Origin of the sequence: Halobacterium sp. NMX12-1, assembly GCF_040435975.1 — an archaeon.
Taxonomy (GTDB): Archaea; Halobacteriota; Halobacteria; order Halobacteriales; family Halobacteriaceae; genus Halobacterium; species Halobacterium hubeiense.
The window spans coordinates 60,236-86,856 of the sequence record NZ_CP159206.1 but is presented as its reverse complement, the minus strand read 5'-3'; the positions used below and the strand labels follow the sequence as shown (position 1 = coordinate 86,856).

The following is a 26,621-nucleotide window of genomic DNA, read 5'->3' as shown; positions in this document are numbered from 1 at the left end:
CTCACTCGTCTACTTGCATCCCAGCATTCCTGTCCACTAAGAGTGAGGACAGGAGTAGCGCCGTCACCAGTACGAACGCAATCAGCGAGAGGTTCGGAATGGTCACTCTGAGTATTGGCGAGCGCCACTGAACCACGGCACAGGCTCCTTCAAAGCCACATGTTGTGGTTGTCGCCTGTAAGTAAGATTGATACGCAGCGATGATGATTCCGGCTGCTGACAACGGCAAAACAGTCCGCCAGACGTTGAGTCGTGATTCGAGCGTCGCCACCCCCAGAATAACTACTTGTGGGTACATCAGGATGCGTTGATACCAGCAGAGGTCACAGGGGACTAACCCCAACCCGAGACTGAACCAGAGGCTCCCCAACGTAGCGATCGTGGCAACCAGTGTCGCCACACCGAGTACAACTCGGTCCCGGTCAAGAGGCATCCGTGAGGCCTTCAATCAGTGTTCGAGCCCGTGACTCGTCGCTTAACGGGTTGACCGTTTCGCCGTCGATGACGAGCGTGGGTGTTCCGGAGACTCCCGCTGATGCAGCCGCGTCAGTGGTGTTCTGAACTTCGGATTCGTACATTCCCTCGTCGAGTTGCTCTCGGACGCGATCGAGATCACTCACGCCCGCGGATTCAGCGAACGAGAGGAGCTTTTCAGCCGTCGCCCACGTTTCACCTTCAGGAGGCTGATTTGCGAAGACGTACTCATGGTAGCGCCAGTACGTCTTGGGGTTCACGTTCCAAACTGCCAGCCCGGCACGCGCAGCTCGAGGAGAATCGGCCCCGAGGAACGGTTCGCCGTTGATGTATGCGAGCGCTCGAAACTGGATATTGACGTTCCCGTTCTCGACGTAGTCGGTGACGAAGTCGCCGAGAGTGCCGGTACTGAACTCGGCACAGTAGGGGCATTTCCAGTTTCCATAGTAGGTTATCGTCGGTCCGTCACTCGACCCCATCGTCGCGTACGTCAACGAATCTGGCGAGTTCGAGAGAGGCGCATTCGCAACGTCTTCGTTCACGTTCCCGTCAGTCGAGCTATTCGAACCACCACCAAGACAGCCACTCAGAGCAACGATGCTCCCCGTTGCGAGGACCTGTCGCCGCGACATTCGAGACGACAACGCCTCAGTAGCGTTAGAAGAGCGCATGATAATTATCCGTTTGGTTCTTCACAGTAAGATTGCTTTGGTGCTGTCGCGTTCGTTTGGAGTGTGTTCTCTCAGGAGTCCCGTGAAGGTCGAAGCTTTGGGGTCTCTATTGCACTGTCTCGACTCTTCTACGAGGCGAGAATCCGACCGTCTATGGTGGGGATTCGGTTACCCAAGATACGGTGGTGTCGCGCCAGCGAGGGAGAGAATCCAGAGACTGATCACCGTATATCCGATCATCACAACAATAAACGGGTACTGGCTACGAATCGCGACGAGACGGCTCGGGAACAGATCGTACGCGGCCGCATGTGCTTCCCAGATGGCGAGCAGGTGCCCGATCAGTACGAACGCGATGCTGAGGCCGGTGAACCAGCCAGGAGGAGCGAGCACTAATGGATTTGCAGGCGGGGTGAGTGGGGAAACGACTGCAATCGCAAGTGCGGGACTCAACGAGACGACCAGATTGGCGTAGTGGGCGAGGTGATAGCCAGCTGCGATAGCCAACAGTGGTGGAGCGAGTCGCAACGCAATCGAACGGCTGGTGACGTACGTGTTTGTCAGTCGTCGAGCGGCCTTTCCAGCATACCAATAGGCTGAGAGGAACAGGACGTATCCCGCGAGGAACAGAACTGTATAGACGAGTATAGCCATCGGTACAGTCGGAAGTACTGCGCCGAGTGGCGTCTCCACAACGGCGCTAATCGTCTGCGCGCCAGCGGTCGTCGTGATGAATCCACTGTACGTGAGTTCCCAAACGAGGGCGATGATAAAGGCGACGTCGGACTCGTCAGTTACGATGGCTGAATCTGCGAGGTTGTTCCCGGGAAGCGACACCTCTAACGAGCCGTCTACGATTTGAATTGGTGCAACCGTCCCGTAGCACCGGAACAAAACAGCCAGCGGGTCGGCGTGCTTGAACCACGCATCAGAGCCGAAGACGATTGCCCCAGTAACCGTGTACAGTGAATAACCGAGGATCGCACTCGCCAGCACGCGCGGGACGGTACTGACCGGGAAGATTACCTCCACCCAAACAAGCGCAAGGACGCCCACGACTGCTGGCCAGCGAGCGAACGAGTCGGGATATTCGATGAAGCCTTCTGGAAGGAACGTCGTGAGAGCACGCCACGGGTTAATCGCAGGCCAGAGATTCCCGATCAGATACGCGACGACCGGCAGTCCACCACGAACCCCGACAAACGTTACGAGAACTGTGAGACTCGCAGCTGGGAGTTGGGGGCCACTGTACCCGACATAGACCATGAGACCGAGCGTAGCGAGGGCAAGTAGCTGGCCGAGTCTGGAGGCTCCACGCCGGATAGCTGGGACGCCAGGCAGCTGAACGGACCACGAGTGCAGCGCGTAGATGAATGCGCGGTCGGTGACGAAGCTAGCAAGGAGTGCCGAGGCACCGATTGTAGCTCCCCCTGTTGCCAGATACAGCCAGCGAGGGACAGCTAACGTTTCCCGGGGCTGTTTGGAGAGCGTCATTCCGTTAGCGGCGGTGACACTCTCGACGAGAACAATCAATATTGCTGCCCACGCAAGGGCCTGCACTCCGACGCGGAGAGCGGAACCGCTCACGCTGCTTGAACGGCCCTCCTTCGGGTCGGTTGTCTTTGCCGTGGACTCGTCAGCCTCGGGGCTCTCGGTGTTAAATGGCGAAGATAGCATAGAGAAATAGGAACCCGAAGTATACTGCGACGAGGCAGGCAAGCGCCCGCAGCCGAAACGAACTCAAGGCATCTTGTTCGTCTGCTCGTGCATCGTGGAAGGCTGTTCGTTCTGCCTCATCGATGTCAGGCCAATGTTCGAGGCCCCGATGAAGGGTGAGACGTTCCACAGTGGGGAAGGGGTCACCGCAGTACTGGCAAATCTCTGGCGAGTCGTTCGGTGGGACTGAATTCTGGATAGTTGTCATAACCCTCAACCAGTTATCTCGTACTATTGTTGGGCGGTTTGAAACGGTTCTGATTCTTCGATTGCAGTAAGAACTGCGTCTTCGTGCTTTGTTAGAAATGCGGCTCTGTCTAGTTGAGTACAGGGCGGATTCCCAACAAATAGGAACCCGCCGTTACGATTTATCGAGTTAGATGAAAAAGGATGACACGGTAACAACGCACGCTCACTTCAAGATACTATGCAGGTATCCTCAATCGTCACGCGAGTTCGATACGGCTTCCGGGAGTCCCCCGTCACATATACGCATCTATCAGGGGTCACACTCGTCGTAACCTATGCCGTGATGCTCCTCGGCGCATATACGAGCGCGATCGGCGCTGGATTATCGTGCCCAGACTGGCCAACGTGCTACGGAACGTGGGTTCCCTTTCTTCACCCCGGGATCGTTGCCAGTTCCTCGTATTCCGCACTCCAAATCTTCGCGGAGTGGGCACACCGTGGACTGGCGATGACAGCCGGCTTCATCATCTTGGGGACGACGATCGGAGCGTGGCTTGCGTATCCCAACAACCGGCTCGTCACATGGTCCGCGACGGGAGCACTGATCTTCCTTCCGATACAGGTCCTTCTGGGTGGATTAACGGTGACGGAAAACCTCCAACCATTCGTCGTGACTACGCATCTTGGCGTCGCGACGCTCATTCTGCTCTGCCTGCTAACTACATTCCTCACCGGCTGGCTTTCCAGCCGAGGAAAAATGCAGTACGAGCAGGTACCATGAGTTCGTGTGCGTGAGACGATCCCGGTGACTAAACTTCACCGGCCTACTTCGAAGGCGGGATGTATAATGCAGTGCAGTTCGCAGCAGTCTATCTGACGGCAACGGGTGGACTCTACGGGCCGGACCATTTTGTAATCAGAAACCTACCAAGACGGGGGCTTGAGGATCCAGATTCACAATCGGTTGGACGACAAGTGCCGTTGAGCGATTCGTGTGTCACTATGTCACGCGCTGCTTATTGCCGTAAGCGAAGTAGGAAGTCTATGTTCGTCGGGCACGGCCTCGGAGCGTTCGCCCTCGTTGCGTTTCTAGCGACAGTGGCGGGCTGTAGCCGTGAGCGAGCGATACAGTTGGGCATCGTCGCCGGACTGTTTGCATTCGTCCCTGACGTGGATATCGTGTACGCACCTATTGGATTGCTTGCACGGTCCGTACAGACGGTGTCTCCTGATGTGTTCTGGGGGACTGCGAATACGGTTCATCGCGGAGCCACGCATTCGATCGTGATTGGTGCGATTCTTGCTGCCGCGGTCGCAGCATGGAATATTCCAGCGCGCGTCAGCCGAATTGCTGCTGTCGGGGGCTTCTTGTCCATCATCGCTATCGGCGCGGTCGTCGACGGCCTCGTGAACGCTGGAGTGTTAGTCGTGTACGTAGCTACAGGGCTCGCAATCGGGGAGTGGGCACGTCGGAAGAGGAGTTCGACGGGCTGGCTGTTTGGTGCAGCTCTGATCGGCTTGGTATCGCATCCGTTCGGAGATCTATTCACGGGCGGTCCTGCCGATTTTCTCTATCCGTTCGACATCGTGCTGGTGACCAGTCGGATTGCGTTGCATCCGGACCCGACGGTGCACTTGCTGGCCGTGTTCCTCCTTGAACTCGGGACGATTTGGCTAGCGATAGTCGCGTATACGCGGTTACAGCGGATTTCGATCCGTAGGTTGCTTCGCCCGCGTGCCGTGGCCGGAAGCGGGTACGCGGCTGCTGTCTTCGTTATTCCTACGCCGACGATTCACACGGCTCCACTCTTTGTCTTCAGTATTCTCGCGCTCGCCATCGTCGGAGTTGGGATTCCAGCCCATCCCTTCGCTCGCCACAGACGCAGTGAAACGCTCGTGACAGGACTCGCCGCAGTTACCGTTGGTGCTATCGCGTACGCAGCTGCTTACGGTACGCTCGGCTGAGACAACGCCTCGTTGCTGGCGGTACTAACTGCTGATGCCCAGTCGCAACTATCATTCCGATTACCACAGCAAGAGTTCGGACTTTCTTCTGTCGGTGGGGTTGAAGGCGTTCCGGAATCTCGCCCGAGGTAGAGTATGAATTCCGAGCGTCACAGTCACGAACACGGCGAGGACGCTGGTGTTCGCACTCTTGGTGCGGTAGCAGCTATTAATCTCGCCGGCTTCGTTATTGAACTCTTGGGTGGTTTGGCGTTTGGATCTGTCGCGCTCGTCGGGGACGCGTTCCACATGCTGTTCGACTCGCTGGCGTACGTGATGGCACTCATCGCGGCCTACATCGGAACTAAATCCGAACCCGGCGAATACTGGAGTTACGGCCTGAGCCGCGTCGAACCGTTCGCAGCGTTCCTGAACGGCGTGTTACTCGTCCCGATGGTGGTATTCTTGCTCTGGGAGTCCTACCAGCGCTATCTCTCTCCAGTAGACATCGACCCTTGGATGACTATGCTCCTCGGAACTGGGGGATTGGTCATAAACCTCGTGTCAGTCTACGTTGTTCAGGGCGGTGAGATGTCGCTGAACGAGCGTGGTGCATTCTATCATCTTCTCGGGGATGCGGGCGCATCGGTCGCAGTCATCCTCTCGATGCTATTCGTAGAATTTGGCGGGTACTACATTGCCGACCCGATTACGGCAGCACTCATCGCTGTTATCATCATTTGGTCGGCAGTCAAACTACTCCGGGAGAGTGGTGCGATTTTCTTCCAGCGCAGTCCAATCTCAGTCGATGCCCTCGAAGCACGCATCGATGCCCTCAACGACGTAACTGCAGTTTCCGACGTCCACGTCTGGTCGCTGTCGAGTCGACTCGATGTGGCGACAGTTCACGTGACCAGCGACGCCGAAACGATTAGTGAACGTGACGAGCTCAAGCGATCAATAACGGAACTCCTGCACGACGAATTCGGTATTGATCACGTAACGATAGATGTCCGTGGTGAAGAGAGCCCAACTCACCCAACGGAGCATGGCGATTGAATCCCGGTGTCAGCGGATGTAACGAGAGTTTGCAGATACGAGCGCGGGCGAACATAGTAAGATTGTTATCATATGTTATGATTCCTGGGAGTTTCGAGTCGTTGTTCGCCGACGCCGGTAATCTCGCAGAGACCCCTCCCGCGCGGAACAATACAGCCCTCACTGTGGAGATGAGCACACGCTTGGTCGATCGTGATCGGGTGCCCATCGACGATATTAGTAATCTCCATCACATGGCAAGGTGACTCGTCAGCGAGCACCTCCAATACTTCGATCTCGGTCTGTATTGAGAACTCGGTCAAAGTAGCTAACGTGTCATTGGCATATCCGTAGCTGTATTTCGCCCGCAAACGCCGGCCGGTCAGTCATGCTGCGCGTACACCTCGAGAAGCTCTTGGTATCGATTCCGGATCGTGACTCGACTCACGTGGGCGACCTCACTCACCGTCTCCTGTGTGAGCTGCTCGTTCGTGAGGTGGGTCGCAGCATATAGCGCGGCAGCCGCCAACCCGGCTGGACTTTTCCCACTGTGGACGGCATTATTTGTAGCTACCTCAAGCAGTTCTCGAGAGCGCCGTTCTGCTTCGTCGCTCACGTCAAGCGATGACGCGAATTGCGGGATATATTGCGTGGGATCCTCCGGCTTGATTTCCAGCCCGAGTTCCCGGGACAGATATCGGTACCCTCGCTGGATCCGGATTTTCTCGACACGGCTGACGTCAGCGAACTCAGTCAGCGGCCGTGGCATGTCGTGCTGTCGGGCAGCCGCGTACAACGACGCCGTCGACATACCCTCTATTGAGCGACCGGGGAGCAGATTCTGCTCTACAGCACGCCGGTACAGGACGCCTGCAGTTTCCCGAACCGATTCCGGAAGTCCCAGAGCGGACGCCATACGGCTGATCTCCCCGAGCGCTTGCTTGAGATTCCGCTCGTGGGCATCCTTCGTTCGGAACCGCTCGTCCCACGTCCGGAGACGCTGTAATTGAGCACGTTTGCGACCGGAGACAGCCTGTCCGTAGGCATCTTTGTCCTGCCAGCCGATAGTCGTACTCAGGCCCTTGTCGTGCATCAGCTGCGTCGTCGGTGCACCCACCCGACTTTTTTCATCGCGTTCGTCCGACGTGAAAGCACGCCACTCCGGGCCGTGGTCGATTGGATCATCTTCAAAAACCAACCCACAGCTTTCGCAGGTCGCCTCGCCGCTGTCGCTGTTCCGGGTAACACGGCCCTGACACTCGGGACAGGTGTTGTCGTTAGCAGACTTCACCTCATGGTCTCGTTTATCTTTCGACCGTTGCTGGGTATGTTCTTGAGACATCATAATATCGGCGTATAGGGGGTTTTCCCTACGAACCGTGGGTCTTCTTAACAATATCATGAGACGGGTCCTCAATGAATAGCAGGCGGTGTCCCACTCACTGGGAATCCGGCCTAACACTTTGTCTCTAAGTCACCAACTCATAACACCGCGAATCAGAGTCCCTACCCAATATTATGTCTCAATCCCGAGCTCGCTGGCACTACTTGCGAACCACGATTTCAAAGACTCCGGTCAGGTACAGGCATATCGCCGGGTTCACGCTACTAGTGACGTATATCGTGATGCTTCTCGGAGCCTACACTAGTGCAATCGGTGCTGGACTTTCCTGTCCCGATTGGCCGACCTGCTACGGGACGTGGGTCCCCTTCCTTCAACCCGAGATCATTACTAACTCGCCATACTCTGCACTCCAAATCTTCGCTGAGTGGGCTCACCGTGGACTGGCGATGACGGCCGGGGTTCTGATCGTCGGCACGACCGTTGGAGCATGGGTGACACACGGGAATACCCCGATTGTCAAATGGTCGGCCACGGCCGCTCTCGTCCTCCTTCCGTTACAGGTTATCCTCGGAGGATTGACCGTCACGGAAGATCTCCAACCGATCATCGTGACGACCCACCTCGGCGTGGCAATTCTTATACTCCTCTGTCTCCTGACGACCTTCCTCGTCGCATATCTCCGCCGCTAATGACACCCTGCGCATAATACAATGCCACAGACACCGACGATTCAGCTCACTACGAGAGAACAGCATGGAGCCTATGAAATCTGCCACCTGGAGTAGTGATCACGAATGACTGCACACACCTGCCCGATCTGTACAGATCAATTCGAAACAGCTGGAGCAGCGCGTGACCACACATGGAACGCCCACAGCGCCTGCCATTATTGTGGCGAACAACTCGGTGACGAAACTGACGAGCAGCTCTACAGACACTGGCTCGCCGCACATCCCGACGACCTCTCACGTGTGGACTACAAACGGGCGGACGCAGCCGTCGATTCACGCACGTTCTCAGAGCGGCTCTCCGAAGGAGGTGTCGGAGCTGCTGTCGGAGGACTGACCCGCCGACAACTTCTCCTCGCCGGCGGTGGTGCCGCCACTGCCGGTCTCGTGATCGGCGCCACCGCTCTCTCTAACAATACGAGTACTGAACCGGAGGGCGGTGCGAATGCTGGAGGTGATGCGGGTGCCGTTACCACTGCCCCGATTCCCGACTCGCCTGGAGACTTCCGTTATGCGACGATGGGGTCTGCTGATGCCGATGTCACAGTCACATACTTCGGGAGCTGGAAGTGTCCGTACTGCGCCCAGTTCAGTACGGAGATGCTTTCACAACTAGTGACGGACTACGTGGAACCAGGAACGATCGCGCTCGAGTTCCGCAATCTCGCATATATCGGTGGCGACCCGTTTTTAGGCCCCGATGCACCCGCAGCCGGTCAGGCCGGATTAGCCGTCTGGAACACCGACCCAGCCTCGTACTGGACGTTCCACGAATACGTGTTCCGGAATCAGCCACCCGAGAGTGACCAGTGGGCGACCGCCGAAAGATTGGTCGAGTTTGCTCAGGCCGCAGGCGTCTCCGAGACAGCGTCAATCCGCACGGCGATCCAAGAAAACCAGTACGATGACGCGCTGCGGGCGACTGACAGGGCTGCGAGCGATACCGGTGTCGACGCCACACCCACGCTCCTCATCGATGGCACGACGGTCAATCCACTCGGAAACGAAGAGCGAACAAGACAGTTGATCGAAGATGCAGCTGGATCAAACTGAGTCATGGATGTCCGACGGACGATTCTGGCTTGCAGGCGGGGCAGGTGTCGCGGCAGTTGCGACCCTCGGAAGTCTCTGGTTCAGTCTCGGCCTTGGTCTCGTTCCGTGTACCCTCTGCTGGTACCAACGTATCCTCATGTATCCGCTCGTCGTCGTTCTTGGCGTTGCCGCTCTCGAGAGTCACAACACGATCTGGCGAACGGTCGTTCCACTAACCGTAGTGGGCGCTTCAATCGCGGGATATCACTCCGTACTCCAAGCAACGACGGCCTCATGCACCTTTGCTGGTCCCTGTGCAGTCGTCCAGTGGCAGACTCCGGTGCTCGGACTCACGATTCCGAATCTCTCACTCATCGCGTTCGTGCTCGTGACGATTACCGTCCTCGCTGGATCGAACCTCGTCGAACCTGAACGTCAGCTATGAACAAAATCACTATCATGGGATGTCTTGGAATAAACAGCGCCGGAGCCGACCTATCGAAGCCAGCTTGTAGGGTGGAGCCCTATGCTCACATCTGATTAATGTCGTCGATATCTCGTTTCCGGTCTGTCGCCTCGGCGATTGGTCTCACGTATGGGTCATACGTCGCGGGGGCTATCGTAATCCTTGCCGTCGCGACGGTCGTCGGGTTGTTCGGAGTCGACCTCACGTCACGTCCAGCCCTCAGACTGGTTGTGAGTACGTTCTTCCTCCAAGGAGTGACGTTTGGGGGCATCGCCGTCCTCTATCTCAAAGGCCGTGATCTCGGATTTGGATTCGTTCCAGTTCGTCTCCCTGACAAGCGTGATGGGGCGGTGATTATCGGGGGGAGTATAGCGATCCTGGGGGTGCTCTTTGTGGCGTCCTCAGTAATCACGGCCCTCGGTCTGAACTCGGCTCAGAATCAGATCGTCGAAGTCGGGCGACAAAATCCGAGTGTATTCCTTCTTCTCATCCCGCTCCAATTCCTATTGGTCGGTCCGGGAGAAGAACTGTTGTTTCGGGGGCTCGTCCAGGGTACCCTCCGTGAAAGTCTCCATCCGGCGCGTGCAATTATCCTTGCAAGCGCTCTGTTCGCATCGATCCATCTCTTCTCGTTGTCAGGGGAAGGCAAACTGGTGTACATCGGTATCGCATTCGTCCTAGCCTTAGTACTGGGAGCTGCGTACGAGTATACGGGCAACCTCATAGTGCCGGCTGTGATTCACGGGACGTATAATGCGGTGCAGTTCGCAGGAGTCTATCTGTCGTCCACGGGCGGACTCTAACAATCTGATCGCTTTCTAGGCCCAATTTCAGACTCCTACTAGCGAACAAGTCTAGGTGAAAAGCCCCATCTCCATTCGCTTTTTGCCGAACATATCCACGCGCTGTCCCGTGAATTGGGACACCGCAGTCGGCCTATGTTTAGGCCAACCAAAATGCCGAGTGTACCATGACTACACGTTTCGGCGCACCCGGAACCGGACTGTCCCGGCGGGAGTTTCTCGCGGCAACTGGCGCAACCGGTATCGCTTCGTTAGCAGGGTGTTCTGCGGGCGGAGCCAACGAGCCAGCAGCAACGAGCGATACGCCCACGCAGACACAAACTGACTCGCCTGATCTCCCCTACACCAGCCCTCCAACAACCGTCAACGTCGACGAGCAGAGTGGCGAAGTGGCGATGCGGACTCAGCAGGCCCGCCACGCCGTCCACCCGCTCGATACAATGGGTGGGCCCGTCGAATTCCCCCGCGTCTGGGCGTTCCAGGCCGACGACAACGACCCCAGCGTCCCCGCCCCAATTCTCAGAACGACCGAGGGTAACGCGATGGAGGTGACACTCGACAACACCGATGGCCGACGTCCCCACACGATTCACTTCCACGGGGTTCGCAAGACGTGGGAGAACGACGGCGTCCCGACGACGACCGGCATCCAGGTTCCGCCAGGGGGGACACACACCTACGAGATCCCCGCTAACGTCCCTGGGACGCATTTCTACCATTGTCACTTCCAGACCCACCGGCATATCGACATGGGCATGTACGGGATCTACCGAGTCGATCCCGAAGGCTACGAACCGGCGGACCGCGAATACTTCATGACGGTCAAAGACTGGGATTCGCGGGTTCCGCGGAAGTGGGCCGGTGAGGCTGACTTTACCTACAATTCGGCCAGCCGCAATCCGGACGTATTCACCGTCAACGGGAAGAGCGCACCCCGAACGCTGCACCCCGAAGAAGGGTCACCGATCATCGTCGACGAGGGCGACTCAGTTCGCATCCACCTCGTCAACGGCGGATACATGTCGCACCCGATGCATATCCATAACCACCGCTTCCAGCGTGTCGAAAAGGACGGCGGGATGATTCCGGAGGCTGCCCGCCACGATATGGACGTCACGAACGTCGCCCCCGCTGAACGACACACAATCGAATTTACTGCCGATGCAGACCCCGGCATCTACCTGATGCACTGCCACAAAGTCAACCACGTCATGAACGGCACGTTCTATCCCGGCGGGATGCTCACCGGCGTGGTCTATCGGTCCGTCATGGATACGGACATTTTCAACCAGCTTATAGAGTACGCCGGCTACTCCACGTAGAGACCCTCTACGCGACGACCAGGACTGGATCTAATTGAACGATAGGGGTTACCCGGCTCTGGTGGACTCCTGTTGATTCGACATCACCCCGCTAAAACAGCCGCCGCTAGGACTGCGAACCGGTCATCGAAATAATCTGAATCAACACAGCTGGGGGCTAGCATGGACCGCAACACAGCGGATTTCGGCTACTGAGTCGGCCTATTATGGACTGGCGCGGAACTCGCCATGTTTCATTCCCAGGAAGAACGCGATGACCGAGAAGATAATCATCGAGGGCAGAACCATCATAAAGACCGTCGAGGAGGTCATCACGGTCGTGAGCGCAATCGCCGCGACGGCGACAATTACGACGAGGGGGGCCACCGAGCGCACAAAGTCGAATTCCATATGTACAGTTGTGACCGGATAGACAAAACCGTTAACAAAGTAGATTTGCTGGAAACCGGCACTGACACGGTGCGAGCGGAAGCCCACCCTTTCACAGTCGTTGCCTGGGTCGATTATCTAACATGTTCGACGCCCACTCACGCCGATTCTGAAAGCCGTACACCCGGTACACGGGGTCCTTTGATTCCAGCGCCCAGTTTGCCAGCACTAATCGCAGCCAAATCACCAACTACTGTTCAGCCATGGGAGGACATCAAGACTGAGTAGGAGGTGAAAGAGAGAACTACTCATATTGGGAGATGATCTCCAAGAGATCGACAAACGTCGCCAATACCGGATAATCAACCTCCATACCCTCATAGAGATACGAACAGAGGTCAGTGTGGGCATCCACGTCTGCCGACCGATCGATTCGATGAGCGTGGATTTCCTCCTGCCGTTGCTGGATCCAACTCTCACATTCATCAGTCAACGTGTGAAGCGTGTCGTATCGATCGGTCAGTTCAGTATCTGAGATTCCCTGTGATTCCGTAGAATCAAGTTCTGCAATCGCCTCTCGGATCTCTTGACCTGTAGATTGCGCGTCTTTGAGGGTAGTGAATTCATCCTGGAGCGTCTCCAAAAAGACCCGGCGGTTGTCAATACACTGCTGTGCGGCCTCGAGGAGTCGTTGTTTGATGAGTGGTGAAAACGTAGTCGCTTCTGAAATGAGAACCAGCAGATCGACTCCGAATTCGGCACTGAGGCTCGCCTCGAACGAATCACCGTACACGTCGCCGTAGTGGTCGACTGCCATCACGGTCTCACGATACCACGGCTCGACGGTATCACGGATCGACTTCTCTTCGGATGTAAGGTTCTGATCCACACCAACAACGGACCGTTCGAACCGAGGAGTCTGTGTGTCGACGGTCTGAATACGCTGGTGAAACCGTTGGAATGCTCGACATTCGCGTTCGACCTCGCGTCGTTCTCGCCGAACACTATCGAGGGCAGCATCCGTGTATGTCGGCCACGAGCCTTGTGCGAGCGTCATCGACAGCGTGTGTCTCCATACTGGCGGTCCGAAGCACAGTCAGTGTCGGCCATATGGTGAACAAGTGAATCCGGAGCGCACAGCTCGCAGGGTACGCGGCCGCCTACCCGGAGAAGGAACTGTACGAAACGCTGCCTTGATCGACGATGGTCTGGCTTTCGGGAACGTCTCCGTCCGGCGGCATCCTCCCTTCGGCAGGACCACCTGGTTCGCCGACGACGATCCGTCCGACCATCCCCATAGGTTTGTGTGGAATACAGAAGTAATCGTATGTACCTGTAGTTTCGAACGTATGCTCGTAGGTCGCACCCTGTTCACTCAATATCTCGCTATTGAACGTTTCTGCCCCGTTAGGTATTCGAGTTACCGATGCCGAACTTGTTCCTTCTTTGTAGGCAGTCGCCGAGTGGCTCCCACTCTGAATTTCGAACGTGACCGTCTCCCCGGATTCAACGAATAGGCCGATGGGATCGAAATAATAGTTGCTACCCTCGGTAACCATCATAACTGTATTCGAACCGCTTGAGCTACTGGTCGCCTGTGACTCACTCGTGGCCGACTCACCACTATCTCCGTTCCCTGAACTACTACATCCTGCGAGACTAGTTATGCCACCTGTTGCGAGAAGTCCGGCTGTCTTGAGCACCTGTCGACGCTCCATATCTTTCTTATCAAAGGCCCCAGAATAAGGGGTTGACGCGGATTCCCATTACGTAGGACACCGCCCTCATTTGACGTACCGAAGCCGCAAAGTCGAAGTGATGCCATTCCATCCGATAGGGGTCCATTTTTCACTCGGTCTGCGGATCATCGTTCAGGCCAATAGAGATATCCGTCGAGGGGAAACCGATGGTTGATCCCGTTCTTGCGAGCCGTCTCCAGTTCGCGCTCACCACCATCGTCCACATCATCTTCCCAGTGATGAGTATGGGGCTTGCACCGTTTCTCATCTATTTCACATGGAAAGAGGTTCGGACCAAACAGCCAGTGTACGAACAGCTCCGTCGGTTCTGGACACGAATATTTGCGGTCAGCTTCGTCGTTGGAACGGTAACGGGACTCGTCCTCGAGTTCGAATTCGGAACGAACTTCGCCGCGTTCTCAACGACCGCAGGGGAGCTGTTTGGCGGCCCGCTCGCCTTGGAGGGAATGATGGCATTCATGCTTGAAGCCACATTCCTCGGGATCTTCGTCTTTGGACGGGACCGGGTGTCTGACCGGCTGTACTTCCTGTCGAGTATCGCTGTCGGGCTCGGCACGTGGCTCTCGGCCGTCTGGATCCTCATCGCGAACTCATGGATGCAGACGCCGCGTGGGTTCGAAATCGTCGTGGAGAACGGCCAGCGAATTGTGAAGCTTACCGACCCGCTTGCAGCCTATCTCAATCCGAGGTTCCCCTATATGTTCATTCATATGCAGAACGCTGCCGTCGAGTCGGTCGCGCTCTTCATGGCCGGCGTTGCCGCCTACTACGTGTTCCGGCACCACGTCTGGGGCTATCCGATTGAACACATCGATGTCTGGGAGAAGACGCTCAAAATCGCGCTCGTCGTCCTGCTCATCACGGCGCCACTGCAAGTGATTCAGGGTGATGAATATGCCCGCCACGTCTCCGAAACCCAACCACAGAAATTCGCCGCGATGGAAGCCGTTTGGGAAACTGACTCCTACGTCCCCGAGTATATCGTCGCGTTCCCCACGGACGTTAATGACCTGCTGAACCCCCGTACAAAAGATCTCTTCGGAATCGGCATCCCAGGTGGCGCATCCTGGCTCGCGAGCGGTGGAAACCCACAGGCAACGATACGAGGACTCGAGTCCTTCTCGACGAAAGCCCCACCTGTGGCGATCGTCTTCTGGGCGTTCCGAATCATGGTCGCACTCGGCTTCTGGTTCATTCTGTTGGCCGTCTGGGGCGTCTATCGATGGTGGCGCGGCGAACTCTTCGAAGACGACTTACTGCACAAAGCGCTGATGGCCTCCTCACTGCTGGGGTTTGTCGCAGTCGAAGTCGGATGGATCGTCACCGAGGTCGGCAGACAACCATGGGTCATTCAGGGAGTAATGAAGACGAGTGCCGGCGTGTCGCCAAATCTCACGGGTACAGAAGCAACGTTCACACTCCTCGGGTTCGTTACCGGGTACATCCTGCTATTGGGTCTCTACACGTACGTGGTCGGCCGGATCATTCGTGAGGGGCCACCATCCCGGGACGAACTCACGCAGAGTGATACCGACCGCGTCCCAGAGGCAGAGGTGACATCCGGTGACTAGCGTTGGGTCGCTGGCCACGAAGCCGCTATTTGGATTGCCGCTCGCCGAACTCTGGTTCGGACTCCTGTTTTTCATCTTCGGGATGTTCCTCTTCCTCGACGGCTTCGACTTCGGCGTGGGTGTACTGTTTGCGACCCGTGACAACGATCACGAGAAAGAACAGCTGTTGGCCGCTATCGGGCCATTCTGGGACGGAAACGAGGTCTGGCTCGTCGTCTTCGGTGGGGCATTATTCGCGGCGTTTCCGTCCGTGTACGCGAACCTCTTTAGCCGGTACTACCTGCTGATGTTCGCGATTCTCGCGGGACTTGGCCTCCGAGGACTCGCCCCAGAGATGTATGAGGAACGTGAGGATGACCGCTGGCGAACGTTCTGGGGTTATTCGTTCGTTATTGGGAGTGCCGTTACGCCGTTTCTGCTGGGGCTGTTCGTGATGAACTGGCTGGTCGGAGCGACCGGCCTCATCACCCCAGTGGGGGTCCTCGGTGGTGTCACAGTCCTTGTCCTCACGATTGTCGATGGTGCGGCGTTCCTCGGCCTGAAAACCCGTGGCGCTCTGCGAGATGAGATGCGAGACTACGGTATCCGAGCTGCTGTGGGTTATCTTGGTATCGCGATCATTACTCTCGGAGTGATATATGCCACTGAGCCAGGGCTGCGCTCCTCGTTCCATTCGATCACCGTCGTCGCACTTGTGATGCTCACTGCTACCCTGACGGGAATCTACGTCGTCGCGCTCCGTAGACGTCGGTATTATGCAGCGTTCGCAGCGACAGCCGCACTCGTCTTCGGACTCGTCGGGCTCGTCGCAACCCTTCTGTTCCCCTTCGTTGATCGAACCGTGGGACTCACTATCCGAGAGGCGATCATCTCCACGCTGCCGCTCAATCTCATGTCGATCATGGCGAGCGTGCTGCTCCCGATCGTTCTCGTGTACTTTGTCGTGCTCTATTCAGCGTTCAGCGGACCGATAAATATCGAGGAAACATACTAATGAGGCGACTTCAGATCCAACGAACGGCCAGTGTATCGCGGAACAAAATGGTGCCCAGGGACTACAACGATTGGATTGCGCTCAACCGGGGACGAGTGCGATGACTGCAACGCATTCCTCTCCCGAACCGCAACTATTGTCTCGGATCACCGTAACGTGGATCCAACTCACAATCGTTGGCCTCACAGGTGGAACCCTTGGGACAGCAGTTGGTGGGCCGCTCAGTCTGATTGCCTACCTCGTCACAACGCTTATTTCGGTCGGAGTTCTTTTCTATAATGTAAATGAATTAATTGAACGCCATGTCATATACAAGTAAAAATAAGATAATGGTGAGCTTAGCCAACTCCCGTTGGGCGAGGATGCACACGATCGCCTTCAATGAAGTACACGAGTCGCGCCCAGCCAATCGAGACTGTTCTAACTAATGGTATTACCACTAGTACCACCGTTCGTGCCTATATTGCTCGTTGCGATTCTTTCGCTAGTGTTCTCCCGTCGGACGAGTCATGCTCTCGGTCTGGTCGCGACTGCTGTCGTTGTACCGTACGTTTGGCTCCTCCCAGAGGGTGCACTTATATCTGGAAGTTTATTCGGCTTTTCGACCATTTTCCTGTACGTCGACTCATTTACTCGATTGATGGGCGGTATCTTCGCATTCATTGGCTCAATCGGCATTATCTATTCATATGCGAGTGATGCCGATACCGTTCAGACAGCATTTGCCCTCAGTTACGTCGGAACTAGCATTGGGGCCGTGTTCGCAGGTGATTGGTTGACGCTTGTTTTCTTTGTGGAGTTAATGTCGGTCGGAAGTACGCTACTTGTCTGGTATTACGGCGGCCGGGCGGTTCGAGCGGGCTTCCGGTATGCACTCTGGCATGGAATTGGTGGGAGCCTGTTATTGGCAGCGATCGCTTGGCAATACGCAACTGTTAATTCGTTTTTGTTTACTGCGGCTGATGGCATCGTCGGTACTGTCCCTCAAGTGCTGGCTGTCGTGGGTGTCGGCACTATGGTCGGATTTATTGGCCTCCACACGTGGCTCCCTGACACATATCCTAAGCCCCACATCGCTGCGAGCGTTTTTCTCTGTGTTTATACGACGAAAACGGGAGTCTATGTGATGTATCGAATTTTTCCGGACGGACAGCTCGCAGTTGCCTATATGGGTGGCGGAATGGCCGTCTTCGGGGCATTTATGGCTCTGATGCAGAGTGATATGCGACGGCTTCTCTCCTATCATATTCAATCACAGGTCGGGTACATGATAGCAGGGGTTGGAATTGGAACAACACTCGCCACCGCTGGTGCATTCGGTCACGTCTTCAATCACATCCTCTACAAGAGCCTCTTGTTTATGACCGTCGGCGTCGTAATTTATCGAACTGGCGAAGAAAGTCTGAAACGCGTCGGCGGGCTCGCGAGAAAGTTACCAGTAACGACGGTAGCCTTTTCTATCGCGGCACTTTCAATCGCAGGATTCCCAGGCTTTAACGGGTTCGTCAGCAAAGGGATGGTTCTATCAGCCGCCGAGTACGAGGAGATGGAGACTCTCTGGTGGTTATTGATACTGGGCGGCGTAGGAACGTTCCTATCGTTTATCAAACTGGGCTATTATGTGTTTTTCCACGGCGACTACGACGGGGAGATCTACGACGCAACCCGGGGACAGAAAGTTGCGATGGCGATAGTAGCAGGCCTGTGTGTGATCTTCGGAGTGTACCCCAGTGGATTGTTCAGTATCATCCCCTTTGGGTCAGAGATTCATTATGAAACATTCACCTTGGGTCATATCAGTGAGGGTCTTGAGCTTGCGATAGTAGGTATTCTTGGATTTGCTATCTTACGTCGGCCACTCAAGCGAATTGGCCGCATTCCAGATTTCGACGATATTTACAATCCCGCTGTTTTCTTTGGGACCAAAGCAATAGTACGCGGAGTCACCAACTCATTTGCTCGCATCGATCAATTTATGGTGCGTCTCACCACAGGGACTCGATGGCTCCTTACTAATCCCGAGTTAGGAGTCAGACGTATTACAGCCTTTGTGAAACAATCAGACACTGCTAAGCCTCTGGACAAAGATGTAACACCAGGTACTTTTAGAGCAGGCATTGGCCAATCAATTGCCATTATTGTATTAGTCCTCGCACTTATGTTGTTTGTATTGCTATTTAGTTAACGTTGGATAAGGTACTACGATTCTCAATGCGTGCATAGACGGTCTCATCGCCGGGTTCATCCCCGAGTCCGTCTGGACCAGCGCCTTCTCCGGGGCTGTCCTCGGCTTACCCGTGTACGTCCTCTGGACAGCCACGCTGGGAGCGATTATCGGCGTCGTCACCTTCGTCTGTTCGGTCGGCAACGTCCCGTTCGGGACCGTTCTGTGGACGCGAGGGCATCCCTTCGGGTCGGTGCTCTCGTACATCTTTGCAGACCTCATCGTCCCGCCCATCATGAAGGCCTACGACGAGTACTACGGAACAACGTTCGCGGCGGTGCTGTCCCTGATGATCTTCGTCAGCGCCGTTATCGCCGGGTTCGTGGTTCACTTCTTGTTCCTGAGCCTGGGCCTCATCCCCTCGCGAGCCTCCGCCCAGATTGCCGAAGTGTCCATCGAGCTCAACTACAAGCTCGTGTTGAATGTCCTCGCGACGGCGTTCTTCGCGTTCCTCTACTGGCTCCACAAACAAGATTCAGTCGGCAGCGGGGAACGCAGTGGTGAAGATCACCCGACTATGTCGAATTAACCCGCAATAGGGAATGACCGACGCCACGATCGGTCAGTGTAGAAGAGGTCATTCCACCCCCCGTTGTCCTTCGGGTAATTCGGTTCGGGACCGTTCTAAGTAGGGATTCAAAAGAAGGGCGGCCGACAGAAAGGGTCTGTCGAAGGCACAACCGCATTGAATGGTTAGTACGTAGTATTACCTGAGACCCGAACTAACGGAGGGATACAATATAGTAACCGCTAGAACTTTTCGCTCGGAGACTGTTGTAAGTGGTAGTGGATCATCTCGACGAGATCGCCGTCGAGGAATTGCAAGACGCTCTCGACAACGTGGACGGAAAGAAGCCGACACAACGGCTCTTAGCGGCAATCGCATACAAGAATGGTGTCACGCAGACCGAGCTAGCCGAGTGGTACGACGTGCAGCGACGGACCATCTACAGCTGGCTCAAGCGACTCGACACCGACAACTCGCTTGAGCAAGCGGTTTCTGACGATAAACGAACTGGGAGAAAACGGAAACTCTCAGAATCACAGCAAGAAGAATTCGAAGCAACCGTTCACGATCCACCTGAAGCGTCGGGATCGACGCGCCGGCGTGGACGCCGGCGCTTGCCCAACAGTATCTCGAAGAAACCTACGGCGTCCAGTATTCAATCCCGAGTTGTCGGCGGTTGCTGAAAGAAGCGGGATTGAGCTATCAGAAACCACGCCGTTCAGCCGCCGAAGCCGATGAAGACGAGCACGAAGCGTTCCACGACGAGCTCAAAAAAGCGGCGGGAAATGGACGCCACCGTAGTCTGTATCGATCAAACCAAGAAATCCGTGCAAGTTGAGCCGCGTGCCGCGTGGTTTCCACAGGGCGCGCGGCCCTCGGTCGATTTGTCTGGCCAACGTGAGTGGACGTGTCTGTTGGGCGCGATCATCGAGGACGGTGATCGCTTCTTCTCTCGATTTACCGAGTACGTCACGGCCGAACACGCAAAGCATTTCATTTTAGCAGTATGCAAAGAATTCGAAGATGACTTGATCGTCGTGTTGGACGGTGCGCCGTATTTTCAGGCGTCGGCTGTTACGGACCTGACGGCCCGTGACGACCTCGCCTTCGCCACGTTACCCTCGTATTCACCGGAGTTGAATCCGGTCGAAGAATGCTGGAGACAGCTGCAAAAGGCACTTAGTAACCGCTTCTTTGACTCGCTCAGCGAGCTAACAACAGCGATCGACTCCGCTCTCAATCAGCTCTCCGTCCCAAAAGTAAGCAATTACTTCTAACGTCTACTATAGGATATCAGAGTGGACTTATTCAATCCAGTAGAAGGGTGCCTTCAAGATTAGACCACTCCCTCAACCCAACTTACTCGCTCTTGTAACGGACCTTCTCGATATCTGCTGCTAAGTCCTCTGGGTGCCGATCTCGATAGGAGGCATGCGTTGTCTCGATGGACTTGTGTCGCAGGACCTCCTGTGCGCTTTCGGCGGCGACCTCGCCGTAGAGTTCGTCTCCGAGCCCACGCCGGCCGCCGTGGGGCTTCAAATAATCCCCGTCAATATCGACGTCTGCCTCCTTGCAAAGCCGCTTCAAGAGCGTTCTCGCGCCCTCCGTAGTTAACGCGGGCGGCGCAATCTCGTACTCGCGCAGCACCTCGTCGATTTCGCAGTCTTCCAGGACGCCCTCGATTTCCTCGTCCTCGTACCCACGCTCGCGTAGCTGCTCGCGAACGGCCCGGTATTTCGAGGTTGCGTCCCCGGTCGAGATGACGGGCCACTCGTCGGGAGCGTCGATGAGCCGCCGATAGCGCCCCAGCTTCTCCGCAGTCACCCCTGGCAGCGATACCGTTTCTTCGTCCCCTGACTTCCCGAGGACCGTCATCATCCCCTTCTCAAGGTCGACGTCCTCCCACCGGAGGCCGTTGCGTCGGTCGTCGCGACTGACGCTACAGACCTCCGCGCCACGGACGCCGGTATCCGCAAGGATGTAGACGAGGGAGCGGTCCCGAAACGCGCGTGCGGCGTTGCTGGCGTTGTCCTCAAGGGCGGCATGGGCGCGTTCGTCGACGTAGTTGAGCAATCGTTCGCGGGCGTCCGCATTCCAGAATTGTTGCTCGACGTCGTTGCTCTTCGATGGGAGTACTTCTTCGGCGGTGGTCGTCGCGAGCGGGTTCTGGTCGATTTCGCCGCTGCGTTGCCACCAGCCGAAGGTGGCGCGAGCGAGCGCGAAATACGTCCGGATGGAGTTCGCGGCGAGCTCGTCGTCTTTCACGAGGTGGATAACCCAATCTCGGGCGTCCTGTTCGTCGACGTCCTCGACGGCGTCGACGTCGTTGTTCTCGGTGAGGAACTGGAACAGGTTGTTGACGGCGACCCTCGTGATTTGCTGGGTCTGTGGGCTTTCGAGGCTGACCATCCGGTCGTCGAGGAGGGTTTCGAGGTCGCGAACCCCAGGAGTAGCGTCGTTGTTAGACATCTAAATCACGCTTCCACGCGTTGAAACACTCCGCATCGTGGAGTACGAAGGATTTGTAGCGGACGCCTCGGCCACCGCCAGCGCCGAATCTGAGGGTCGTATGGAGATGGTAGTTGCTGGTATCGAGGTCCTCGTCGCAGCCATCACAGGCGACGACTTCGCTGTTGTTTACGACGGCGCGTTTCGCGATTGGGCCAGCATCGACGTTTTGGTGGGAGATAGACGCTCGCTGTGGGATGTCCATCGTTCGTGTTGACCGGAGGGCGGCCACCCCCTTAGTTCTGGTTTGTTTTACTGTCCTAAACCAAACCAACTCCGTCGGAGCGAAATCACGACCCTCGAGCCCTGAAACGCCTACTATGACTGAATAAGCAGAGGTATAAAGTACATCTCGCTATACAAAATTTCTGCAACAGCGGGGAAACTAATATCCCAGACTGGTAATAAAATACCCTGCATGAGTAATGACGGCAAAAATCAGGATACTGACGAACAAACAAACCGTTCTGAAATAATTGCTAACTCCCGTTCTCGCGGTGAGCAAGAAGCTCTCGGTGGTGAGCGGGAAATCCCTGAAGACGCAGACCACGTCACGATGTCTCCGGAACACATCCCGACGCAGATGGAAACAGACGACAAGTCGAGTACTGAAGACGAGTAGAGACCTGCCCTAATGCCAGCAATTTCCCCGGAGAATGTCCTTTTATCGTTAATCGTTGTTGCACCCGGTTTCATCGCAGTCTATACCCTTATCATATTTGGCGGTCTCAGAGAGACCCTCTCCGATGGGCGACTACTCGGTGCGAGTATTGCAGCAGCGTTCATCATCGATCCACTATTCTTCTGGGGTTACACACTGTTTGGCGGGGAAATCACCGACCCAACAGCAGCAGTCGGATTATTCTTTGAAGGCGGATTTCGACCAGAGCGTGTTCTCATACTCGCACTTCTCTCCGTAGTGGTCGGAATTCTGGGGGCTATTGCTATTAGTGGCGATTTCACCTATGCCGCTCGCAATAGACTTCAGCGACGGTTTGACGTGAATAGCCACCCACACCAACCCTGGGAGGGCTCGCTGAGGACAGCGTTCGTCGTTCGAGTATTAACTACTGATTCGTGGTATCAGGGATATATTGTTGAGTGGAGTGAGTCGGGGGATGAACGCCAGCTTGCTCTGGGCCGTCCTGCCGAATGGGATGGGAGTGACTGGTCAAAGATGGGTCTGGAAAAGATTCTCTTTTTTGAAGATGACATCGAACAGATTCATGTCGTCTCAGAGGTCGACTCAGAGGAAGAGGAAACGAGCCCCAATAGTCATATCAACGACGAAGAGGCCGATGATAACTCTAAACCGTGGTACAGGCGACGTCCGTCAATATTTCAATAGCATTTAGCTACTGACCACAACTTTCACTGTCCGGATCACGCCCGCGTCCTTCCAGAATCAACTCTCCAAGGCGCTCGGGATTCCTTCTCCTGCAGGTCGTCATTCAGTCGCGGGAACCGGTCCGAAATCGTGCTAAATGAAGTCCGCTATCCGCCCTGTTTGCGTACTAACATCCGAAAATTCGGCTAATCCAAGCCCCTCAAGTTTCTCAAGAATTTTATTGATTGCTCTGACACTCTCTTCTTCATCATCTGCTACGGAGAAGACAACCCTCGGGAAAAGGATTATCTTCGCTTCTAACCCTTGAGGGTAGTATATTGCGCCAGAGAACTTCTCTGGCTCGTATTCTATATCTTCTAATCCAAGACCAATCGCAAACGCATTCAGGTTTAGACGGTCGTCCGCTGGTAGAATACTGACGAACTCCTCTTCAGAAAGCTCCGTTAACACTGGTGGAAGTGTTAGTCCGTGATTCCACGCCTCAGGGTGCTCCCCAAGATTGTCTGATTTATCCACTTCAAGTGATGTGCGCACCCACCAATCGACGAAAACTGAATCGCCTACCTCTGCGTTTGGGAGTGCTCTAATAAAATCAAATGCTGGTTAGGGATGGCCCATACAAACGCTATCTGGCCGATTCCCTTAATTCTCCTCGTCGTCTGCGTCCAGGCCACGTCCCTCCATAATCAACTCCCCAAGGCGCTCGGGATTCTCGATGGCCATCCGATAGAGCGCATCATGGATTTCCCGCGTTTCAACGTTCTTGACACCTTCTGAGACGAGAAACGGCTGCACCTCCGCCGTATCAACCCGCTGGAACTCTTCAAGAGTATCCTCGCGCGGGTACGTCGAATACTGGCGAACGTCCTCAGTCCCGAACTGTGGTTCCTCTTTCGGGTTCACTTCCTCCTCTTCCTCGCTGGTGGCGTCCTCTGCCGGCGCCTCCGTCTGCTCCGGGTCTTCGGTCGGCTCTTGCTCGGCCGGGTCGTCGTCTGCATCCTCCGCACTCTCGCCGAGGTCAAACCCACTCATGCCTGAATCCCTCCGTTCTCGACGATATCAGCAAGCGTCTCGAAATGCTCTAGCTGTGGATTCTCTGGGTTGTACGCCGTCAGGGGCTGGCGTTCCTCGTAGGCGTCCCCGAACTCGCTGGAATGCCGGATGCCCGGCTTGAGATGGAGGTCCCCGTTATCGATCTGTTCCCACTGGTCGGGTGTGATTCGCGCGAACGACGGGATGTGTTCGTCCAGGACTTCCTCGACGTCGACGCCATCGTGGAGCTCGGGCTGACTGCCTTCCCAAGAGGCGCGGCGGCCAGCTTCAAGGTAGGCGGCGAACGTAGGGTCAGTGTTCATCGACTCAAGCAGGTTGCGGTCCTTCGTCCGCTGGTCGATCCGTTGGGAGAGGTTGTTCGGGATGGTTGCGAGAATCTCGAAATCGAAGGCTTGCCGAATGTCCATCACGAGCTTCTTCGACGTCTCCCGCAGGCCGTTCAGGGCTTCTGGAGCCGGCATGAGGGGGAGAATCGCGTTCGGTGCGCCGACGACTGCGTTGTTCACGAGCTTGTTCCGGGAGCCGGGGACGTCGAAAAGGATGTAGTCGTAGTCGTCGCCGAGCAGCACGTCGACGAGCTCGTTTTTGAGTTTCATATCGCTCGCGAAGACGTCCTCGCGGGCGAGGTCGTCGTTGACGCGTTCGAGGTTGAGTGCGGGGATGAAGTCGAATCCGTAGCCGGGGTGTTTGATGATTTCGTCGGCGGTAGCGTCGTTGAGGAGGACGTCTCCGAGATCGACTTTGTCTTCGTCTTCGCGTGTGTAGTAGCCAAGGCCGGTGGAGAGGTGGCCTGCTGGGTCAAGGTCTGCGACGAGGACGTTGTGGCCGCGATCGCCGAGAACGCCGCCAAGGGTGTTTGCACAGATTGATTTGCCGAAGCCGCCTTTGAGCATCGCGAATGAGACGGCGCGGGGTGTTGGCTTGCCCATCGTGGTAATTTCTATAATTCCTTCCATCTTAAAACTTTGCGCGATTTTGGGGAATTTTGGAGTTTGCATAATTTTTGGAAATTATGGTGGTGTGGCTCCTAAATCGCCAGATTTATAGAAATTGTAGACATTATAAACCCTTCGTAGTGTGTGGGAATTATGTAATTTTCGTACACTGTAAGAATTCCAAACTGCATAGAATTTACCTAACCTACACCGATGACGGCGGATAGCGACCTACAGAAGACTGATATATCGGACCAGTGTTGCCCGAAATAATGGGTTGGATTCGAGATCTCCTCACAACGAACAATACCGAACCAGACACTCTTGAACAGGATTCCAACGAACGATTCCCCCGTGACACCTACGGACCGGGCTACCCGATTGTCCTTCATCGGAGCGAGCTCGAGGACTTCTTCACACTACTCGAAACAGAACGTGACACGCCGGACGGCTGGGAGAAAAGCCCCCTTCTCGACCGAGACGATCTCAGGAAAATCGCCAACAAAGGGTCCGTTGCTGAGGGCGGCAAGTTACCGTCACCGGAGGAGCAACGGGCTGAAATTCGCCGCATCCTGGAGTTGTGGGAAAGTCAACTGACCGCCTCGACAGATACCGTATGGGCGACCGTCGGGACGTCGTACACACTGGAGTTTTACCTGACTCGTTGCGAGACGCGGGCAGACATAGACGGTGATGAGTTTGAAGCAATTCCTGAATTTGAGGCGGTACGTGCGATTATCGACCGGATAGAGACAGCGGAGGACACCGACTCAAAACTCGCGATTGTCCACAAGCGCCACCTCCCCTTAGAGGAGCCAGCCGAGGAGTAGACACGCCTTCTCGGCCGGGACGTAGGCTACGTATCGAGTGTGTGCGGGGTAGTGTTCAGATTAGCTGATTCCATGCGAAGGCGAACGCTTGCAGCCAATTTTCGACAGTATCTGCTTCGGCGTGACTGAAACAGTTTGAGAACTGGTTGGTTCGGCGTTTTAGTTCTCGGAAAACACGTTCGATGCTGTTCCGATTACCGTGTTTTTCGTATCGGTAATCGAGGCCGTGTCGATGGAGTGCTGCTTGGAGCCACGGTGCAGAATCGACGAGAAAGACTGCGTCATCGACGAGATGTTTCTCGCGGAGTTCCGCAAGAAACATCTCGGTGATCGCTTGATTTCTCGTCGGAGCGAGCGTGACGTGCAGCAAGCGGTTGGTGTCGGGATTGACTGCGGCGTACAGCCAGAATCGTTCGTCGTTGAGTTGGATCACGGTCTCGTCGACCGCGACGTGATCCGGGTTCGCACCATTGAGGGGCTGTAGGTCGGCCTTCTGCACCCAGTTGTGAACGGTGGTTCGACAGCGTTCGACACCCAACCTATCGAGAATTGAAACGGTATCCGAAAGTGATAGTCCGGCCAGGTGGAGTCGGATACCGAGCTTCATCGCCGGCTCGGGTGTCGCCTCTCGCTCCAGAAAATCTAACTCGAAGCAGTCGCTACCACCGTCGAGGCGGGCGATTTCGAGCATAGACCACTCAAAAATCGTTCCGCCTCACTCTTCATCCTTATGTGAACACCGCCGTGTGCGGAGCCTCAGGAATTATATGTGTCGGCACCCAAAGCGTGGATG

General features: G+C 55.8%; 27 protein-coding genes and 2 pseudogenes. 17 read left to right on the top strand and 12 right to left on the bottom strand.

Annotation, left to right across the window (positions count from 1 at the left end; genetic code table 11):
• Position 1: 1 nt before the first annotated feature.
• The 3 genes from ABSL23_RS17150 to ABSL23_RS17140 form a co-directional block, all read right to left on the bottom strand.
• Positions 2-433, bottom strand: a complete 432-nt coding sequence (locus ABSL23_RS17150; RefSeq protein ID WP_230889858.1) for a disulfide bond formation protein B — start codon at positions 431-433, stop codon at positions 2-4.
• The gene (locus ABSL23_RS17145) at positions 423-1,016 is read right to left on the bottom strand and encodes a DsbA family protein (RefSeq protein WP_230889859.1); all 594 of its coding nucleotides are present in this window, start codon (positions 1,014-1,016) and stop codon (positions 423-425) included. Before ABSL23_RS17145 ends, ABSL23_RS17150 begins: the two co-directional genes overlap by 11 nt.
• Positions 1,017-1,313: 297 nt before the next feature.
• Positions 1,314-2,822 (bottom strand): hypothetical protein, encoded by a 1,509-nt coding sequence (locus ABSL23_RS17140; protein ID WP_353635580.1) that lies wholly within the window; start codon positions 2,820-2,822, stop codon positions 1,314-1,316.
• Between the two features lie 466 nt (positions 2,823-3,288).
• On the opposite strand from ABSL23_RS17140, the gene ABSL23_RS17135 reads away from it, so the two are divergent.
• The 3 genes from ABSL23_RS17135 (at position 3,289) to ABSL23_RS17125 (ending at position 6,053) form a co-directional block, all read left to right on the top strand.
• The gene (locus ABSL23_RS17135; RefSeq protein ID WP_353635579.1) at positions 3,289-3,831 is read left to right on the top strand and encodes a COX15/CtaA family protein; all 543 of its coding nucleotides are present in this window, start codon (positions 3,289-3,291) and stop codon (positions 3,829-3,831) included.
• Between the two features lie 263 nt (positions 3,832-4,094).
• Entirely contained in the window at positions 4,095-5,015 is a 921-nt protein-coding gene (locus ABSL23_RS17130) for a metal-dependent hydrolase (protein ID WP_353635578.1), read from the top strand.
• Positions 5,016-5,150: 135 nt separating this feature from the next.
• Positions 5,151-6,053: a cation diffusion facilitator family transporter gene (locus ABSL23_RS17125; RefSeq protein ID WP_353635577.1), complete on the top strand. Its 903-nt coding sequence runs from the start codon at positions 5,151-5,153 to the stop codon at positions 6,051-6,053.
• A 361-nt stretch (positions 6,054-6,414) separates the two neighbouring features.
• On the opposite strand, the gene ABSL23_RS17120 is transcribed toward ABSL23_RS17125, so the two are convergent.
• Positions 6,415-7,377: a TFIIB-type zinc ribbon-containing protein gene (locus ABSL23_RS17120; RefSeq protein WP_353635576.1), complete on the bottom strand. Its 963-nt coding sequence runs from the start codon at positions 7,375-7,377 to the stop codon at positions 6,415-6,417.
• Between the two features lie 203 nt (positions 7,378-7,580).
• Here ABSL23_RS17120 and ABSL23_RS17115 point away from each other — a divergent pair, with 203 nt between their 5' ends.
• The 5 genes from ABSL23_RS17115 to ABSL23_RS17095 all read left to right on the top strand — a co-directional run bounded on the left by ABSL23_RS17115 (position 7,581) and on the right by ABSL23_RS17095 (position 11,728).
• The gene (locus ABSL23_RS17115; protein WP_353635575.1) at positions 7,581-8,066 is read left to right on the top strand and encodes a COX15/CtaA family protein; all 486 of its coding nucleotides are present in this window, start codon (positions 7,581-7,583) and stop codon (positions 8,064-8,066) included.
• Positions 8,067-8,171: 105 nt separating this feature from the next.
• Positions 8,172-9,158: a thioredoxin domain-containing protein gene (locus ABSL23_RS17110; RefSeq protein ID WP_353635574.1), complete on the top strand. Its 987-nt coding sequence runs from the start codon at positions 8,172-8,174 to the stop codon at positions 9,156-9,158.
• 7 nt (positions 9,159-9,165) lie between these two features.
• On the top strand, positions 9,166-9,582 hold the full coding sequence (locus tag ABSL23_RS17105; protein WP_353635573.1) for a disulfide bond formation protein B: 417 nt from the start codon (positions 9,166-9,168) through the stop codon (positions 9,580-9,582).
• A gap of 251 nt (positions 9,583-9,833) precedes the next feature.
• Positions 9,834-10,406 carry a type II CAAX endopeptidase family protein gene (locus ABSL23_RS17100; RefSeq protein ID WP_353635572.1) on the top strand — a complete coding sequence of 191 codons (573 nt, stop codon included), beginning with the start codon at positions 9,834-9,836 and terminating at the stop codon, positions 10,404-10,406.
• Positions 10,407-10,573: 167 nt separating this feature from the next.
• The gene (locus ABSL23_RS17095; RefSeq protein WP_353635571.1) at positions 10,574-11,728 is read left to right on the top strand and encodes a multicopper oxidase domain-containing protein; all 1,155 of its coding nucleotides are present in this window, start codon (positions 10,574-10,576) and stop codon (positions 11,726-11,728) included.
• Positions 11,729-11,932: 204 nt separating this feature from the next.
• On the opposite strand, the gene ABSL23_RS17090 is transcribed toward ABSL23_RS17095, so the two are convergent.
• From ABSL23_RS17090 to ABSL23_RS17080, 3 genes are all read right to left on the bottom strand, one after another.
• Positions 11,933-12,118, bottom strand: a complete 186-nt coding sequence (locus ABSL23_RS17090; RefSeq protein WP_137685088.1) for a hypothetical protein — start codon at positions 12,116-12,118, stop codon at positions 11,933-11,935.
• A gap of 283 nt (positions 12,119-12,401) precedes the next feature.
• The gene (locus tag ABSL23_RS17085) at positions 12,402-12,986 is read right to left on the bottom strand and encodes a hypothetical protein (protein ID WP_353635570.1); all 585 of its coding nucleotides are present in this window, start codon (positions 12,984-12,986) and stop codon (positions 12,402-12,404) included.
• A gap of 271 nt (positions 12,987-13,257) precedes the next feature.
• Entirely contained in the window at positions 13,258-13,815 is a 558-nt protein-coding gene (locus tag ABSL23_RS17080; RefSeq protein WP_353635569.1) for a plastocyanin/azurin family copper-binding protein, read from the bottom strand.
• Between the two features lie 188 nt (positions 13,816-14,003).
• On the opposite strand from ABSL23_RS17080, the gene ABSL23_RS17075 reads away from it, so the two are divergent.
• The 5 genes and pseudogenes from ABSL23_RS17075 to ABSL23_RS17055 all read left to right on the top strand — a co-directional run bounded on the left by ABSL23_RS17075 (position 14,004) and on the right by ABSL23_RS17055 (position 20,431).
• Entirely contained in the window at positions 14,004-15,428 is a 1,425-nt protein-coding gene (locus ABSL23_RS17075) for a cytochrome ubiquinol oxidase subunit I (RefSeq protein ID WP_353635568.1), read from the top strand.
• Positions 15,421-16,422, top strand: coding sequence for a cytochrome d ubiquinol oxidase subunit II (gene cydB, locus ABSL23_RS17070; RefSeq protein WP_353635567.1), 1,002 nt, complete (start codon positions 15,421-15,423; stop codon positions 16,420-16,422). The genes ABSL23_RS17075 and cydB overlap by 8 nt, the downstream gene beginning before the upstream one ends.
• A 427-nt stretch (positions 16,423-16,849) precedes the next feature.
• On the top strand, positions 16,850-18,607 hold the full coding sequence (locus tag ABSL23_RS17065; RefSeq protein ID WP_353635566.1) for a Na(+)/H(+) antiporter subunit D: 1,758 nt from the start codon (positions 16,850-16,852) through the stop codon (positions 18,605-18,607).
• 40 nt (positions 18,608-18,647) lie between these two features.
• A pseudogene (locus ABSL23_RS17060) lies at positions 18,648-19,175 on the top strand (permease); the annotation flags it as partial.
• Between the two features lie 257 nt (positions 19,176-19,432).
• Positions 19,433-20,431: pseudogene (locus tag ABSL23_RS17055) on the top strand (IS630 family transposase).
• Positions 20,432-20,513: 82 nt separating this feature from the next.
• Here ABSL23_RS17055 and ABSL23_RS17050 read toward each other — a convergent pair.
• Complete coding sequence (locus ABSL23_RS17050; RefSeq protein WP_353635565.1) at positions 20,514-21,563, bottom strand: tyrosine-type recombinase/integrase; 1,050 nt, start codon at positions 21,561-21,563, stop codon at positions 20,514-20,516.
• Between the two features lie 97 nt (positions 21,564-21,660).
• On the opposite strand from ABSL23_RS17050, the gene ABSL23_RS17045 reads away from it, so the two are divergent.
• The 3 genes from ABSL23_RS17045 to ABSL23_RS17035 all read left to right on the top strand — a co-directional run bounded on the left by ABSL23_RS17045 (position 21,661) and on the right by ABSL23_RS17035 (position 23,010).
• The gene (locus ABSL23_RS17045) at positions 21,661-21,879 is read left to right on the top strand and encodes a hypothetical protein (protein WP_353635564.1); all 219 of its coding nucleotides are present in this window, start codon (positions 21,661-21,663) and stop codon (positions 21,877-21,879) included.
• A 201-nt stretch (positions 21,880-22,080) separates the two neighbouring features.
• Entirely contained in the window at positions 22,081-22,284 is a 204-nt protein-coding gene (locus tag ABSL23_RS17040) for a hypothetical protein (protein WP_353635563.1), read from the top strand.
• 12 nt (positions 22,285-22,296) lie between these two features.
• Positions 22,297-23,010, top strand: coding sequence for a DUF6338 family protein (locus tag ABSL23_RS17035; protein WP_353635562.1), 714 nt, complete (start codon positions 22,297-22,299; stop codon positions 23,008-23,010).
• A 132-nt stretch (positions 23,011-23,142) separates the two neighbouring features.
• Here the strand turns inward: ABSL23_RS17035 and ABSL23_RS17030 are convergent, their stop codons facing one another.
• From ABSL23_RS17030 to ABSL23_RS17020, 3 genes are all read right to left on the bottom strand, one after another.
• The gene (locus ABSL23_RS17030) at positions 23,143-23,526 is read right to left on the bottom strand and encodes a hypothetical protein (RefSeq protein WP_353635561.1); all 384 of its coding nucleotides are present in this window, start codon (positions 23,524-23,526) and stop codon (positions 23,143-23,145) included.
• A 126-nt stretch (positions 23,527-23,652) separates the two neighbouring features.
• The gene (locus tag ABSL23_RS17025; RefSeq protein WP_353635560.1) at positions 23,653-24,042 is read right to left on the bottom strand and encodes a hypothetical protein; all 390 of its coding nucleotides are present in this window, start codon (positions 24,040-24,042) and stop codon (positions 23,653-23,655) included.
• Positions 24,039-24,992: a ParA family protein gene (locus ABSL23_RS17020; protein WP_353635559.1), complete on the bottom strand. Its 954-nt coding sequence runs from the start codon at positions 24,990-24,992 to the stop codon at positions 24,039-24,041. Before ABSL23_RS17020 ends, ABSL23_RS17025 begins: the two co-directional genes overlap by 4 nt.
• 278 nt (positions 24,993-25,270) lie before the next feature.
• Between ABSL23_RS17020 and ABSL23_RS17015 the strand changes: the two genes are divergently transcribed.
• Positions 25,271-25,828: a hypothetical protein gene (locus ABSL23_RS17015; protein WP_353635558.1), complete on the top strand. Its 558-nt coding sequence runs from the start codon at positions 25,271-25,273 to the stop codon at positions 25,826-25,828.
• A 55-nt stretch (positions 25,829-25,883) separates the two neighbouring features.
• On the opposite strand, the gene ABSL23_RS17010 is transcribed toward ABSL23_RS17015, so the two are convergent.
• Positions 25,884-26,519 carry an IS6 family transposase gene (locus ABSL23_RS17010; protein WP_353633913.1) on the bottom strand — a complete coding sequence of 212 codons (636 nt, stop codon included), beginning with the start codon at positions 26,517-26,519 and terminating at the stop codon, positions 25,884-25,886.
• Between the last annotated feature and the right edge of the window lie 102 nt (positions 26,520-26,621).